Origin of the sequence: Pantoea sp. LMR881, from assembly GCF_027157825.1 — a bacterium.
Classification (GTDB): Bacteria; Pseudomonadota; Gammaproteobacteria; order Enterobacterales; family Enterobacteriaceae; genus Pantoea; species Pantoea haifensis.
This window is the reverse complement of record NZ_JAPVOK010000002.1, coordinates 2,605,409-2,620,618: the sequence shown is the minus strand read 5'-3', so window position 1 is coordinate 2,620,618 and position 15,210 is coordinate 2,605,409. Positions and strand designations below refer to the sequence as shown.

Sequence of the window (15,210 nt, the reverse complement as noted above, 5' to 3'; positions counted from 1 at the left end):
AATTGATTTACATCAATAATCCCCGGATATAGCGCGCTATTGTAGCCGCAGATATCGCAAATTTGGGGCAAAAATGAGCAAGCACAATGTCGTCATAATTGGTAACGGCATGGTCGGCCACCGCTTCATAGAAGAATTAATCGATAAAGCCGAAGCCGGCCAGTTTTCGATAACCGTCTTTTGTGAAGAACCTCGCGTCGCCTATGATCGCGTTCACCTTTCCGCCTACTTCTCCCACCATACCGCCGAAGAACTGTCATTAGTTCGTGAAGGATTTTACGAAAAGCATCAGGTCAGCGTGCTGCTGGGCGAGCGCGCCATCACCATCAATCGTGATGAGAAGCTGATCCATTCCACTACGGGTCGTGCAGTACATTACGACACGCTGATCTTCGCTACCGGCTCGTATCCATGGATACCGCCAATCAAAGGCGCAGGAGGCAGTAACTGTTTTGTCTATCGCACCATTGAAGATCTCAACGCGATTGAAGCCTGTTCACGCCGCAGTAAGCGTGGCGCCGTGATTGGCGGTGGCCTGCTGGGGCTGGAAGCCGCAGGCGCGTTAAAAAATCTGGGTATTGAAACGCATGTGATTGAGTTCGCACCGGTGCTAATGGCGGAGCAGCTCGACAGGCAAGGCGGCGAGCTGCTGCGCCGTAAGATCGAACAGATGGGCGTGCAGGTGCATACCAGCAAAAATACCCAGCAAATCATCCATCACGACGAAGGCGGTAAGACATTACAGTTTGCCGATGGCAGTGAATTGCAGGTCGATTTTATTGTTTTTTCAACCGGCATTCGTCCGCAGGATAAGCTGGCAAAACAGTGCGGTCTGGCGACTGGCGCGCGTGGCGGGATCGCCATTGATGATCGTTGCCGCACCAGCGATCCGGCCATTTTCGCTATTGGCGAGTGTGCCGCCTGGCAGGATCGCGTTTTCGGCCTGGTGGCTCCGGGCTACAAAATGGCTCAGGTCGCAAGCGATAGCCTGCTGGGCCGAGACAACGCTTTCGCCGGTGCAGACATGAGCGCCAAACTGAAGCTGCTGGGCGTTGATGTGGGCGGTATCGGCGATGCGCACGCCAGCACGCCAGGGGCGCGCAGCATTGTCTGGCTGGATGAGAGCAAATCGGTTTATAAACGCTTAATCATCAGCGAAGATCAAAAAACACTGCTTGGCGCCGTGCTGGTAGGCGATACCCACGATTACGGCAATCTGTTGCAACTGGTACTCAATGCGATTCCTTTGCCAGCCTCTCCTGAAGAGTTGATTCTGCCTGCAGGCAGCGGCGAAAAACCCGTTATGGGCGTTGAGGCGTTACCCGACAGCGCACAAATCTGTTCCTGTTTTGATGTCAGCAAAGGCGACATCATTAAAGCGGTACAAGGGGGTTGTCATACCCTGGCAGCCCTGAAAAGTGAAACCCGGGCGGGCACCGGTTGTGGTGGCTGTGTTCCATTGATTACTCAGGTGCTGAACAGTGAGCTCAGCCGCCAGGGCATCGAAATCAGTAACAATTTATGCGCCCATTTCCCCTACTCACGTCAGGAGTTGTATCACCTGATTCGTGTGGAAGAGATAAAAAGTTTCGAGGCGCTGCTGGCGAAATATGGCCAGGGCTACGGCTGCGAAGTGTGTAAACCTACCGTCGCGTCCCTGCTGGCGTCCTGCTGGAATGAGTATGTGCTGAAGCCGCAACATACACCGCTTCAGGACAGCAATGATATGTTCCTCGGTAATATTCAAAAAGATGGCACCTATTCGGTGATCCCCCGCTCACCGGGTGGTGAAATTACCCCGCAGGGGCTGCAGGTCATTGGCCAGGTTGCACAGCAATATCATCTCTACACCAAAATCACCGGCTCGCAGCGTATCGGCCTGTTTGGTGCCCAGAAAGACGATCTGCCTGCCATCTGGTCACAACTGATTGCTGCGGGTTTCGAAACCGGGCAGGCCTATGCAAAAGCCCTGCGTATGGCGAAAACCTGCGTCGGCAGTGCGTGGTGTCGCTTTGGCGTCGGTGACAGCCTTGGCACTGGCGTGATGCTGGAAAATCGTTACAAAGGCATCCGTACACCACACAAAATGAAGTTTGGCGTTTCAGGCTGTACTCGTGAGTGTGCCGAAGCCCAGAGCAAAGATGTAGGCGTTATTGCCACTGAGAAAGGCTGGAATCTTTATGTCTGTGGGAATGGCGGTATGAAACCGCGCCATGCCGACTTACTGGCTGCTGATCTCGATCTGCAAACGCTGGTCACCTGTCTGGACCGCTTCATGATGTTCTATATCCGTACCGGCGACCGCCTGCAACGTACCTCGCTGTGGCTGGAAAGCCTGGAGGGCGGCATCGATTACCTGCGCAGTGTGATTATTGACGACAAGCTGGGCATAAATACTCAACTCGAAAATGAGCTAAACCGCCTGCGTAGCAGCGTGAGTTGTGAATGGAAAGAAGCACTGCATGATGCGCAAAACCCGACGCATTTCGCACACTTTATCAACTCGTCACAGCGCGATCCTAATGTGCAAATGGTGAGTGAACGCGATCAACATCGTCCGGCACGTCCGGCAGAGCGCATCGCCGTGACGCAAATTGAGGAGAGCGAAGCATGAGCCACTGGACTGCGGTATGTCAGCTAACACAAATCCTGCCTGCAACCGGTGTTTGCGCGCTGGTGAATGGCCAACAGATTGCCATCTTCCGTCCACGCGATGATGAAGTGCTGTTTGCCATCAGCAACATTGATCCCTTTGCCCAGGCCAGCGTGTTATCACGCGGCATTATCGCTGAGCACCAGAACCAGCTCTGGGTAGCCAGCCCGCTGAAAAAGCAGCGGTTTCGTCTGAGTGACGGCCTGTGTATGGAAGATGAAGCGTTATCGGTTGCCACCTGGCCCGTGCGCGTCACCGCCGGCCAGGTGGAAATCTGTGCCTGAATTCTTTTTTATGAGATACCACTATGTTTACTGAAACCTTAAATAAAAGCGCGGACAATGCGGCGCGTATTGTCCGTACCGCACAGCAAAGCCCACTCGCGTTCTGGATCAGCTCAGCAATGGCTGGCGCTTACGTCGGCCTGGCGATCATTCTTATCTTTACGCTTGGTAACCTCGCCGATCCGGCGTTGCGCCCGCTGGTGATGGGGGCCACGTTTGGTATCGCCCTGACGCTGGTAATCATCGCGGGTTCCGAACTCTTTACCGGTCATACGATGTTTCTTACCATCGGAGTGAAAGCGGGCACCATTTCTCAAGGTCAGATGTGGTGTATTCTGCCGCAAACCTGGCTGGGTAATCTGGTCGGCTCCGTTGCCGTCGCGTTAATTTACTATTTTGCCGCTGGTGCGCTCTTGCCAAATGGCGATGCGTTAATTCATGGGGCAGCTCTGGCTAAAACCACCCAACCGGCAACGGCCCTGTTTTTTAAAGGTGCGCTGTGTAACTGGTTAGTTTGTCTGGCAATCTGGATGGCATTGCGTACCGAGGGGTCGGCTAAGTTTATCGCTATCTGGTGGTGCCTGCTGGCGTTTATCGCCTCAGGTTATGAGCACTCTATCGCTAACATGACGGTTTTTGCTCTCTCATGGTTTGGTGAGCATAATAGCCATCTGACATTAAGCGGTATCGGCCATAACTTGTTGTGGGTAACACTGGGTAACATGCTATCTGGCATGGTATTCATGGGCCTCGGCTACTGGTACGCCACTCCACGGGCGCAGCGCCCACAGCCACACCTACAAACCGCCCCGCTTAAATCCGTTTAACTCACATATTTTAGCCCGCACTGTGCGGGCTTTTTTCAGGATCCACTATGGAATATTTTCCCCTGTTTTGCCGCCTGCAAGGCAAACGCTGCCTGTTAGTCGGCGGTGGCGAAGTCGCTGAACGTAAGGCGCGCTTGCTGTTAGCGGCAGGCGCAGACCTGCATGTCGGTGCGCTGAATTTCTCTGCTGCTTTTCATCAGTGGGCGCAACAGGGAAAAGTGACCTTACTACAGGGCAGTTTTAATACCTGCTGGCTGTCCGATTGTTGGCTGGTGGTGGCCGCCACCGATAATGACCAGGTAAACCAGCACGTCGCTGACGCTGCTGATGCGCGCAGGATCTTCTGCAACTTAGTCGACGCACCAGCTCAAGCCAGCGCCATTATGCCGTCGATAATCGATCGCTCACCGTTGATGATCGCCGTGTCGTCTGGCGGACGTGCGCCTGTGCTGGCACGCTTACTGCGTGAAAAGCTGGAAGCGATGCTGCCACAGCATCTCGGCCAGCTTGCCCGGCTTGCCGGCACGCTGCGCGCACGGGTGAAAAAACAGTTTGCCTCTGTGTCACAACGTCGCCATTTCTGGGAGCGTTTTTTCTCCAGTGACCGGCTGGCACAAACGCTGGCTAACGGTGACATGGCGCGAGCTAACGACCTGACTGAGACACTATTTAATGCAGCACCTGAAACTCACGGGGATGTCACGCTGGTGGGGGCCGGTCCTGGTGATGCGGGTTTGTTGACCCTGAAAGGCTTACAGCATATTCAGCAGGCGGATGTCATCGTTTATGACCGACTGGTTTCTGAGGAGATCCTTAACCTGGTGCGACGTGACGCCGAGCGGGTCTTTGTTGGCAAGCGAGCCGGAGATCATTGCGTTCCACAGGCGCAAATTAACCAGTTACTGCTGGAGCAGGCGCAGCGCGGTAAACGTGTGGTGCGTTTAAAAGGCGGCGATCCCTTTATTTTTGGGCGAGGTGGCGAAGAGCTGGAACTTCTTGCCCGGCATCATATCCCTTTCAGCGTGGTGCCAGGCATTACGGCTGCATCAGGCTGCGCCGCTTACAGCGGTATTCCACTTACACATCGAGACCATGCGCAAAGTGTGCGCCTGGTAACCGGACATCTGCAACATGAGGGCAGGCTCGGCTGGCAAAAGCTGGCTGCCGACCAGCAAACGCTGGTGTTTTATATGGGGCTGGCACAAGCGTCGGAGATCCAGCATCAGTTGCTGCAACACGGGATGCGCGCTGATATGCCGGTAGCACTGGTGGAAAACGGGACGCGCACGGATCAACGTGTCGTGACCGGCACGCTTATTCAGTTAGATGAATTATCCCGGCAGGTAACCAGTCCGAGCCTGATCATCGTAGGCAGCGTCGTCAGCCTGCGCGATACCTTGCGCTGGTTTTAGTCACTTATCCACACACAATAAAAAACGGCGGGTTTGCCTGCCCGCCGTTGCTGTTTTTATCACTGAGTGATTAAGGCTGGGCGACAAATCCCACGGCCTGATAAACCTTCTTCAGCGTTTCCTGCGCCTGTGCCCGGGCTTTTGTCGCGCCATCACGCATAACTTGCTCAAGGAAAGCTTCGTCATTACGGAAGCGGTTATAGCGTTCCTGCAACTCTGCCAACATGCCAGATACCGCGTCTGCTACCGCCCCTTTCAGGTGGCCATACATCTGCCCCTCGAACTCTTTCTCCAGCTCGGCAATAGTCTTACCCGTGACGCCAGCCAGAATATCCAGCAGGTTCGATACACCGGCTTTCTCTTTCACATCATAGCGCACTACTGGCGGCTCTTCAGAGTCAGTCACGGCACGTTTGATCTTCTTCACCACCGATTTCGGATCTTCCAGCAGGCCGATAACATTATTGCGGTTATCGTCTGACTTGGACATCTTTTTGGTCGGCTCCAGCAGTGACATCACGCGCGCGCCTGATTTTGGAATAAACGGCTCAGGCACTTTGAAAATGTCGCCATACAGTGCATTAAAGCGTTGCGCGATATCGCGGCTCAACTCCAGATGCTGTTTCTGATCTTCGCCCACCGGCACCTGGTTGGTCTGGTAGAGCAGGATATCTGCCGCCATCAGAACCGGGTAATCAAACAGACCGGCGTTGATGTTCTCTTCGTAACGCGCCGACTTGTCTTTAAACTGCGTCATACGGCTCAGTTCGCCAAAGTAGGCATAGCAGTTAAGGATCCAGCTCAGTTGCGTGTGTTCTGGCACGTGTGACTGAACAAAAATGGTGCTTTTTTCAGGATCGATACCGCAGGCGAGATAGAGTGCCAGCGTGTCCAGCGTCGCTTTACGCAGCGCAGCAGGATCCTGACGAACAGTAATGGCGTGCAGGTCGACGATGCAGTAAATGCAATGAAAATCATCTTGCATCTGTACCCACTGACGCAGTGCACCCATATAGTTGCCAATGGTCAGTTCGCCGGACGGCTGCGCGCCGCTGAAAACGATGGGTTTCATTCTTTTGTCCTGATAATTACAGCCCGATCGCGGGCAGAAGTTCATCGAAAGAGTCGAGCGTTAAATCGGGTTGGCTGGTAGCGATCGGTTCGCCATAGTTATAGCCAAACGTCATACCAATATTGGGTACGCCAGCCGACTGGGCAGCGAGAATATCATTACGAGAATCGCCAACAAACAGCAATTGTTCAGGCAGCACGCCAAACTTACCCAGTACGAGGAAAATCGCGGCCGGGTGCGGTTTTTTAACAATCACATCATCTCCGCCAATGATCAGCGAAAACGCGTCAGCAATGCCAAGCGAGGCCAGTAAAGGCGCAACGAATGGCGTAGGCTTATTGGTCACAATTGCCATCGGCATGCCTCTGGCCTGTAACGTTTCCAGCGTCGCTTTTACCTGTGGAAACAGGGTGCTGCCCGCTTCTACCGTATCAGCGTAATGCTTGTCGAACAGCGCACGCGCATCGCGTTGCTCATCGGGTTGCGGTTCACGGCCCAGCGCGTAAGTCATTGCGCGCGTCATCATCACGTCAGCGCCATTGCCGATCCAGGTAGAGACGCGCTCGACGCCTGCTGCAGGCAATGCTAAATCTGCCAGTGTGCGATCAATCGCTTCAGCCAGGCCCGGCGCGCTGTCTACCAACGTGCCGTCGAGATCAAACGCCAGCGCACGAACATCAGTGAAATGAGCCATTGGCCTTCTCCAGCTCGTTGCGCATATCATCAATCACTTTTTTGTAGTCGGGATGACCGAAAATAGCAGAACCGGCGACAAACATATCCGCGCCTGCTGCCGCGATTTGGCCGATGTTATCGATTTTCACACCACCATCAACTTCAAGGCGAATATCGTAGCCGCTCTGATCAATGCGCTTACGCGCTTCACGCAGTTTATCCAGCGTGCCGGGAATAAAAGATTGTCCACCGAAACCGGGATTCACTGACATCAACAAAATGATATCCAGCTTGTCCATTACATAATCAAGGTAGCTGAGCGGTGTGGCAGGATTGAACACCAGTCCCGCTTTGCAGCCATGCTCTTTGATGATCTGCAATGTGCGATCAACATGCTCACTGGCTTCAGGATGAAAAGTGATATAAGTCGCACCGGCTTTAGCAAATTCAGGGATCAGCGCATCAACGGGCTTTACCATCAAATGCACATCAATTGGCGCAGTAATGCCATAGTCGCGCAGTGCTTTCAGCACCATTGGCCCCATGGTCAGGTTGGGAACGTAATGGTTATCCATCACGTCGAAGTGAACCACGTCGCCTCCTGCCGCCAACGCTTTTGCGGTATCTTCGCCGAGGCGAGCAAAATCCGCCGAAAGGATTGAAGGGGCCAGCAAATATTGTTTCATCCGATTCTCCCACTGTTGTGCGCCAGCCTTGCGGCTGGCGTAATGCGTTGGTCGCGGACGAAACAGACTAGCTATAAAGCGCCAGCAGTTCGTCAACCTTCGTGCGACCGGCTATGCTTCGGCTAATAGAACGCCGGGCCTTGACCACATGTAACACTGCATCCTGATACCACAAACGGGTTAATGCAGTGTCATGGTTGGAAATCAGAACCGGGATCCGGCTCTCTTCTGCCAGTTTGGCTGCCAGTTCCGCCAGATGCTGCTGTTCGCGCAGGCTAAAACTGTTGGTGTGATAAGCCGTAAAATTCGCTGTTGCTGACAGCGGCGCATACGGTGGATCACAATACACCACGGAGCCTTTAGAGGCATTGGTCAGGGTAACATCGTATGACTCACAGACAAACGTTGCTTTCTGCGCCCGTTCGGCAAACCAAAGCAGTTCTGCTTCTGGAAAATAGGGTTTGCGGTAACGGCCAAAAGGCACGTTAAACTCACCACGCAGGTTATAACGACATAAACCGTTATAGCAGTGACGATTGAGATAAAGGAACAGCAGCGCACGCTGATAGCTGTCAGTGCTGGTGTTAAATTCACTACGGCGCTGATAAAAGCAGGCTTCGTTATTCCCTTCCGGCGTGAACAACTGTTGTGCATCCCGGATAAAATCAGCAGTGCGCGTTTTAACGATGTTATAGAGATTGATTAAGTCGCTGTTGATGTCAGCAAGATGGTAGCGATCAAAGTCGGTGTTAAGAAACACCGAGCCGGCACCGACAAAGGGTTCTATCAGGCAGTCGCCTTGTGGCAAATAGCGATGGATCTCTTCTACCAGAGGGAATTTTCCCCCTGCCCATTTCAGGAAAGCGCGGTTTTTCTTCATGCTGTCGTGGTTCTTACATCTTATTGTGAGGCTGTGGCTGGACCGACAGCAGATCTGCGCTTAAAACGGGGCCAGCCTGGCTGACCCCACATCAATTATTGAGCTTCTTTCTTTACCTGGCTCAGCGGCTTAACCCAGGGATTTTGTGCACGCACGTCAGCAGGCAAGGAAGCGACAGCGCGCTTAGCTTCTGCGGGTGTAGCATAGGATCCGCTCACTAATACGTACCAGGACTGACCGTTGCGGGTGGTTTTATAAACGTGATAACCGCTCAGGTTCTGCTTTTTCGCCCAGGCATTCAGGCTTTCGGCACGTGATGCCCCGCTCAACTGCAGGGTGTAATTGCCGCCGGGCAAAGTGCTGCTTGTCGTGCTGCTGCTTGCGCTACTTGCCTTAGTGGCGCCCGAACCGCTGGTCACCGGACGCGCTGGCGTAGTGTGCGTTCTGCTTTCACTGGCCGCAGGTTTAGAAGCGGTTTTGTGCGGTGTCTCATGTTGAGTGCGCGCTGGCGTTGTGGTTTTAACCGGCGCAGGGCGACTGGCTGGCGCAGCCGCACCGCTACTTGCGCTAACGGTAGCCGGGGCTGTTGGCAATGAACTGCCGTTCTGTGCACCCTGCGCCGCATCATCGATCTGCTGCTGCTGATTACTCAACGCGCTGTTGAGATCGCCCGGTAAGGTAACACGCTGCTGATTTTCAGGCGCATCGACAGGCGCAGCCTGAGTTGGCGACGGGGAAACCGCTGGCATAGAAACATCACGCGGCGCATTATTGGCATTTTCACCTGCTGCAGGCGTGCCAGTTTCTGCGGGTGCATTTTGCGCACCACTCATTGACGTTGATCCCGTCAGATCGATATTTCTGTCTGCACCCGATCCCGTTGAAGATGCAGTATTGCTGCTATTTGACGCCGGTTTGCTCTCGTCCGGGCCATTTAATGCTGAACCAATGCCCAGCACTAACAGCAGTAAAACCAAAATGCCGATGCCCATCATCATATGTTGACGGGAAACCGGCACTTTGGGTGCAGAAGACGATTTTCGTGGGCGCGAGGGACGGCGGTCACTGGCGTCAGGTTTTAACTCGTCTTCCGGTTTGAACTCATCCATTTTGCCTCCTGCGTCAAGCGGCATAGTGCGTGGCGTATGTTGTGCGCCACGTCACCACTTAACGGCTTAATATCAAATTTTCTGGCAATCGTTAATTGCTGCCAGCACCATATCATGAGCGACGCCACCACGCACTTCAGAGCGGCCAATCGACAACGGCAGCACCAGACGCAGTTCGCCTGCCAACACTTTTTGTCGCGCATCATATGGGGTAAATACGCTTCAGCTGTCATCGTTTCCGGGCCGTGCACCGGCAAACCCGCACGCAGCAGTAACGCGATGATACGATCGGTCTCTTCTGCTTTGAACTGCCCCAGGCGTTCGGCAGTACGTGCAGCCATGACCATCCCTGCGGCGACAGCTTCACCGTGCAACCAGTTTCCGTAGCCCATATGCGCTTCAATCGCGTGACCAAAGGTATGGCCCAGATTTAATAACGCGCGCTGGCCAGTTTCACGCTCATCAGCCGCAACCACGTCAGCTTTCAGCTCACAGCAACGACGAATACAATACGCCATCGCCTGGTTATCCAGCGCCAGCAGCCGGTCTACATTGTGCTCCAGCCACTGAAAAAATTCACCGTCCAGGATGATGCCGTACTTAATGACTTCAGCGAGGCCGGAAGATAATTCGCGCGGCGGTAACGAACGCAGACAATCGGTATCAATCACCACCGAAGCAGGCTGATAAAAGGCGCCGATCATGTTTTTGCCAAGCGAGTGGTTTACCGCTGTTTTGCCGCCGACTGAAGAGTCAACCTGTGATAACAACGTGGTCGGCACCTGAATGAAGCGCACACCACGCTGATAACTGGCAGCAGCAAAACCGGTAAGATCGCCAATGACGCCCCCGCCTAAGGCAACCAGCGTCGTATCGCGACCGTGCGGCTTTTGCAGTAATGCGGTAAAAACTTGCTCCATTACTGCAAGCGTTTTGTATTGCTCACCGTCGGGCAAAATCACCTGATCCACTTTTACACCCGCCGCCTTTAGCAGCGTCGACAGCTTATCAAGGTAGAGCGGCGCCAGCGTCTGGTTCGTCACCAGCATGGCATTGTCGCCCGCTTTTAGCGGCCAAAAAGAAGCCGGATCGTTAAACAGTCCGGCGGCGATAGTGATGGGGTAGCTACGCTCCCCCAATGAAACGGTGATCTTCTCCATGATGCTCAATACCTGTTACAGAGCCTTTAGGCGTTGGATCAATTTTTTTCCAACATGTGGATAATCTGATTCGCCACCACTTTCGCACTTTGATCATCAGTACGGATGGTGACATCAGCGATCTCTTCGTAAAGTGGATTACGTTCGTCAGCCAATGCCTCAAGCACTTCACGCGGAGGGGAATCGACCTGCAGCAACGGACGCTTTTTATCACGCTGCGTGCGCGCCAGCTGCTTCTCGATAGTGGTTTCTAAATAAACCACGACACCGCGAGCGGAGAGACGATTACGCGTTTCCCGGGATTTAACGGATCCACCGCCAGTCGCCAGGACAATGCCTTGCTTCTCGGTCAATTCATTGATGATTTTTTCTTCGCGATCGCGAAAGCCAGCTTCGCCTTCGACGTCAAAAACCCAGCCCACATCCGCCCCGGTGCGTCGCTCAATTTCCTGATCGGAATCGAAGAACTCCATATTGAGTTGCTGAGCCAACTGACGACCAATAGTGCTTTTGCCGGCACCCATCGGCCCAACCAGAAAGATATTGCGTTTCTCTGCCATTTTGTCGGTATTACTAAGAATTCGTTAATGATACCCCGCGTTCAGCTTCTCGCTGGCGGGACAGGAACTGAGACCTCATGAGCATTAGCAAGAGTCAGACGAAAAATTATCTCAACACTCAAGGCTGTTTGGCAACCGATTATATTGCTTGCAGCACACTCATTACTGAATTGGTCTGTCGTTCGCGAAACTGTAACGCGTCAGGGCTGCGTTTTTACAACGCCGCTTTCAGAGGAGATTTCTGATCTGTTTGCTGGGTTTTATCCAACATGGACGGTTACAACGTATTGAAAATCGCTAAACCTTGTATGCTAATTCCTGTCCTGCGTCAACGCAGTTGGCATTTGAGGCCACATTTTCCGCTTTATCCGGCGGTAAGCGATGCTTCCCTGACCAATCGTGGTGTTATAAAAATAACCAGCTCGCGTTTTTTATGTTCTTGTGACTGATGTCGAAACAGTGCGCTAATGAGCGGAATATTGCCCAACAGCGGCACCTGATTTTTCCCCTGAGTCCGCTGCTGCTGAAAAATGCCGCCAAGCGCCAGCGTTTGCCCATCTTTTAACGTGACCTGGGTTTCAATTTCCTGTTTATCAATCGACAGCACCGCCGATTTCCCCGTCTGGATGCTACGGCCTGGGACGTTTTGACTGATGCGAATTTTAAGCTGAATGCGCCCGTTGCCGAGTACGCTGGGCGTCACCTCCATCCCTAAAATCGCCTCTTTAAATTCAATGCTGGTGGCCCCGCTGTTGCCTGCTGAAACTTCATAAGGAATTTCTGTGCCTTGCTTGATTGATGCAGTTTGCTGATGAGAGGTAAACAAACGGGGGCTGGCGATGATTTCGATCTGATTTTCTTGCTCCAACGCACTCAGCTCTAACTCTAACAGTTGCCCACCAATACGTGCCAGCGTGACGCCAACGCTGGCACCCGGTGAACTGACGGCTAAAGGAATAGCCAGCCGGGGATGATGTAATGCTTCGACTACAGCGCCCTCGCCTGAATGCAGCCCCCAGTTTACGCCAAGTTCTTGCAGGTGCTCTTCACTGATGGTCACAATGTGAGCCGCCAGTTCAACCTGTTCCAGCGGAATATCCAGCGCCCGTAACCACTGCTCAGTCTCTTTTAACGCGGCTTCGGTATCACGTAGCAGCAATGTATTGGTGCGACTGTCCACCGTTACGCTGCCGCGTGACGTCATTAAAGAGTCTCGCTCGCTTTGCAGGCTACGGTGTATGTCCGTCGCATTAGCATAGTGCAGCACCAGGGTCCGCTGCTTTAAGGGAAGCTGCAGCTCTTGCTTCTTCTGCTGCGCCTTGTGCTCTTTTTGTTGCTGTTGCTGCCAGCTCTCAGGATAAACAAGCAGAACGTTCTCTTCTTCGATCACCGTCAGGTTTGCCATACGCGACACCAGCCTTAGCGCCTGTCGCCATGAAATATCATCCAGCCGTAGCGAAAGCGCCCCCTGGACACCCGGTGCGATGAGCAGATTAATCTGCTGATAGTCTGCCAGCGCCTGCAAAATACGCTCAACTGGCGTGTTATCGAAAGCCAGGCTTAATTTTCCTTCATCACTTGCGTAGGTCGACGTCAGGCAACAGAGTGCCAGCAGCAAAATGATCGTCCTTATCACGTATGCGTCCTTTTAATTGAAATGAGATGTTCTGCGGCAAACAGCTATTTTTTACTGTCAGTGAGAGGCTGCGCCTGTTCAGGGTTTCAGGTTGCCATGGCGGCAGCGGAAAGGGGTGTCCGGTACGAACCTTAATCGCTTTACCTTGCGGACTTAGCAGCCAGGCCTGGAAGCGATCCTTTCGTCCTATCACGCCTTGTAAAAGCCAGCCTTGCAGCGGTTCAACCTGTTTAATGCAGGCCGCGCCAGGGTAAGGTTTAAACGGATCGCGGGCCTGCGCAATACCGCAAAAAAGCAGAAAAATTAGAAAAATCAGAAAGCTACGACACATCTTCATGCTCCAGCCAAAGCTCAACCGCCAGATATGATGGCTGTGCCAGCAGTTGAAAACGGTGCGGAAACGGTGCAGCAGCCTGGGCGAGCTCGGCAAACAGCGGCTGAAACTGCGGCCACTGCAAATGCAGCGTTAGCGAACGTGGCTGCGCTTCAGGCTGCCATTGCGCCAGTTGTGGACCGCGTGTCGCTAAAATAAGCTCTAACGCAGAAGTTGAGGAATCTGGATGCAGCTGCGCCAGTATGTGCGTCAGGTGTTGTTGTAGCGTTTCTGATGAAGGGTTCAACGCCAGCTGCCGCTGACGCTGCTGCAAATTTTGCTGCTGTTGTTCAAGCGCACGGCGCTGAACATCAAGTTCAAGACGCTGCGGACGCAGTAACAGCAATCCGCACAACAGCAGAAAGATTGCTGTCCCTACCAGAAGCGTGGCATAGCGCAATAGTGGATTGATTTGCATCCAGCGGTACAGCCGCTCATTCATTGGGCTGCTCCTGTAGCTGCGCCCGCAGGCTAAAATGGTAACTGCCTTCAGCCTGACGCTTTACGTTGCCTTGCCGAACCTGTGTAAACAGCGGCTGGAGAGCCAGCTGCTGGCGAAAATGACCAATCGCCTGCATATCCTGCGCCTGGCCTTCAATTCGCAGCTGTAAGTCCTGCTTTTCAATTCGTTGCAGCCACAGAGCGTCAGGCAATAAGCCGGGTAAATCCAGCCAAAACTGCTGCCAGTGAGCAAATTGTTCCGCCTCACGCTGCTGCTTTTCCAGACGCGATCGTTGCTGGCTCAGGGCTTCCAGTGCATTTTTTTGCAGTGCCAGACGCTGAGCGATGGCATTCAGCGCCTGTGTAAGGGTTGCCTGCTGCTGCATAACATGTTGCTTAGCCTGCTGTATTTGCCACGCCTGACACGCCACTGTCAGTACAATGCTGCCTGCAAGCAAGACACTCAGGCGAATAGTGTGCTGCCGCTGTCGTTGCCAGCGGTGTTCGCGCCAGGGAAGAAGATTGACGGCGACCATTAGTGATCGTCCTTACGTAGCGCGAGCCCTGCAGCAAGCGTGAACTCACCGCTACAATCAGGCAGCGGCGGCTGCTGATAACGAAGCAGCGCAAAAGGTGAAAACGGTTCAGCCTCCCTCGCGCGTGCGTTCTCAGCCGTATCACAGAGATAAATTTTCATCGGCTGGGGAAAGAGCTGCTGTAGCTCCGCCAGTGTGGCAACGTCGCTCGAACAGGCTACACCTCTTCCTTCGCACCACAGCCAGCCCGTTTCACGCGGCAACACCAGCACACACCCAGGCGACAGTTGCGCCACTTCGGTTACCTTTTGAAGCGCGTGAGTAGTGAGGTCAAATATCGACGGTTTCAGGCCTGCTTGCCGTAACGGCGCGAGCCATTGATCGATGACCGCTTGCCGCGCGGCAGTGACACACAACTGGCCGCTTTGGCTATCGAGTCGATAATCCAGCGCCAGTGCTTCTGGTGCGACCGGGAACAATTTTTGCGCTGCCGCCTGGACATAGCAGCGCAGCGCAGGCTCGCGTAAGGGCTGCGCAGGCAGGGGTAAACATCGCTGCAATACCAACTGTTCAGGCAGCCCGACACGCAGTGAGTAGCGTTTAGGCAAGCGTTTACGCCACGTTGTTAATGCAGCCAGTAATTCAGGCGAAGATTGCAGCACGCCGTTTCTTAACGTATCTTGCGGCAGCCGCTGTTGCCACCAGTGGCACAACTGCCAGCCTTCACGACGACGCTGGACGGCAAGGGCACAAAGCTGCCTATTCTGAATATCCAGTCCAATTTGCCATGTATGAAAAGCCATGCGCGCGATCTCCTTATCGTCAGGGGAAAATGGACATATCAAAGCGTCTGGCTTGCCTTTATACTACCGCGCGGTTGTTTATAAACTGCCCAATTGACAACAG

15 protein-coding genes and 1 pseudogene are annotated in these 15,210 nt (G+C 53.6%); 4 read left to right on the top strand and 12 right to left on the bottom strand.

Features of this window, described 5'->3' with window-relative positions:
* The first annotated feature begins 73 nt into the window (after nt 1-73).
* Genes nirB through cysG form a run of 4 tightly spaced genes read left to right on the top strand, consistent with a single transcriptional unit; the run spans nt 74 to nt 5,176 of the window.
* Complete coding sequence (gene nirB / locus O3W44_RS14075) at nt 74-2,614, top strand: nitrite reductase large subunit NirB (RefSeq protein WP_269293560.1); 2,541 nt, start codon at nt 74-76, stop codon at nt 2,612-2,614.
* Nucleotides 2,611-2,937: a nitrite reductase small subunit NirD gene (gene nirD / locus O3W44_RS14070; protein ID WP_269293559.1), complete on the top strand. Its 327-nt coding sequence runs from the start codon at nt 2,611-2,613 to the stop codon at nt 2,935-2,937. The genes nirB and nirD overlap by 4 nt, the downstream gene beginning before the upstream one ends.
* Before the next feature lie 23 nt (nt 2,938-2,960).
* The gene (gene nirC / locus O3W44_RS14065; protein WP_269293558.1) at nt 2,961-3,764 is read left to right on the top strand and encodes a nitrite transporter NirC; all 804 of its coding nucleotides are present in this window, start codon (nt 2,961-2,963) and stop codon (nt 3,762-3,764) included.
* 47 nt (nt 3,765-3,811) lie between these two features.
* The gene (gene cysG, locus O3W44_RS14060; protein ID WP_269293556.1) at nt 3,812-5,176 is read left to right on the top strand and encodes a siroheme synthase CysG; all 1,365 of its coding nucleotides are present in this window, start codon (nt 3,812-3,814) and stop codon (nt 5,174-5,176) included.
* A 70-nt stretch (nt 5,177-5,246) separates the two neighbouring features.
* Here the strand turns inward: cysG and trpS are convergent, their stop codons facing one another.
* From trpS to pilM, 12 genes and pseudogenes are all read right to left on the bottom strand, one after another.
* Nucleotides 5,247-6,248 carry a tryptophan--tRNA ligase gene (gene trpS / locus O3W44_RS14055; protein WP_269293555.1) on the bottom strand — a complete coding sequence of 334 codons (1,002 nt, stop codon included), beginning with the start codon at nt 6,246-6,248 and terminating at the stop codon, nt 5,247-5,249.
* A gap of 16 nt (nt 6,249-6,264) precedes the next feature.
* Nucleotides 6,265-6,942 (bottom strand): phosphoglycolate phosphatase, encoded by a 678-nt coding sequence (locus O3W44_RS14050; RefSeq protein ID WP_269293554.1) that lies wholly within the window; start codon nt 6,940-6,942, stop codon nt 6,265-6,267.
* Nucleotides 6,926-7,609, bottom strand: a complete 684-nt coding sequence (gene rpe, locus O3W44_RS14045) for a ribulose-phosphate 3-epimerase (protein WP_269293553.1) — start codon at nt 7,607-7,609, stop codon at nt 6,926-6,928. Before rpe ends, O3W44_RS14050 begins: the two co-directional genes overlap by 17 nt.
* Nucleotides 7,610-7,676: 67 nt before the next feature.
* A complete protein-coding gene (dam, locus tag O3W44_RS14040) occupies nt 7,677-8,489 on the bottom strand; it encodes an adenine-specific DNA-methyltransferase (RefSeq protein WP_269293552.1) in 813 nt (270 codons plus the stop codon).
* 95 nt (nt 8,490-8,584) lie between these two features.
* Nucleotides 8,585-9,598: an SPOR domain-containing protein gene (locus O3W44_RS14035; protein ID WP_269293551.1), complete on the bottom strand. Its 1,014-nt coding sequence runs from the start codon at nt 9,596-9,598 to the stop codon at nt 8,585-8,587.
* A 72-nt stretch (nt 9,599-9,670) separates the two neighbouring features.
* Nucleotides 9,671-10,758, bottom strand: a pseudogene (aroB, locus tag O3W44_RS14030) (3-dehydroquinate synthase).
* Nucleotides 10,759-10,796: 38 nt separating this feature from the next.
* Entirely contained in the window at nt 10,797-11,318 is a 522-nt protein-coding gene (aroK, locus tag O3W44_RS14025; protein WP_033792589.1) for a shikimate kinase AroK, read from the bottom strand.
* Nucleotides 11,319-11,682: 364 nt separating this feature from the next.
* Nucleotides 11,683-12,954 carry a DNA uptake porin HofQ gene (gene hofQ / locus O3W44_RS14020; protein WP_269293550.1) on the bottom strand — a complete coding sequence of 424 codons (1,272 nt, stop codon included), beginning with the start codon at nt 12,952-12,954 and terminating at the stop codon, nt 11,683-11,685.
* Nucleotides 12,893-13,285 carry a HofP DNA utilization family protein gene (locus O3W44_RS14015; protein WP_269293549.1) on the bottom strand — a complete coding sequence of 131 codons (393 nt, stop codon included), beginning with the start codon at nt 13,283-13,285 and terminating at the stop codon, nt 12,893-12,895. Before O3W44_RS14015 ends, hofQ begins: the two co-directional genes overlap by 62 nt.
* Entirely contained in the window at nt 13,275-13,769 is a 495-nt protein-coding gene (locus O3W44_RS14010; protein WP_269293548.1) for a HofO family protein, read from the bottom strand. The genes O3W44_RS14015 and O3W44_RS14010 overlap by 11 nt, the downstream gene beginning before the upstream one ends.
* Complete coding sequence (locus O3W44_RS14005) at nt 13,762-14,304, bottom strand: PilN domain-containing protein (protein WP_269293547.1); 543 nt, start codon at nt 14,302-14,304, stop codon at nt 13,762-13,764. The genes O3W44_RS14010 and O3W44_RS14005 overlap by 8 nt, the downstream gene beginning before the upstream one ends.
* Nucleotides 14,304-15,107, bottom strand: coding sequence for a type IV pilus biogenesis protein PilM (gene pilM, locus O3W44_RS14000; RefSeq protein ID WP_269293546.1), 804 nt, complete (start codon nt 15,105-15,107; stop codon nt 14,304-14,306). The genes O3W44_RS14005 and pilM overlap by 1 nt, the downstream gene beginning before the upstream one ends.
* Nucleotides 15,108-15,210: the final 103 nt, after the last annotated feature.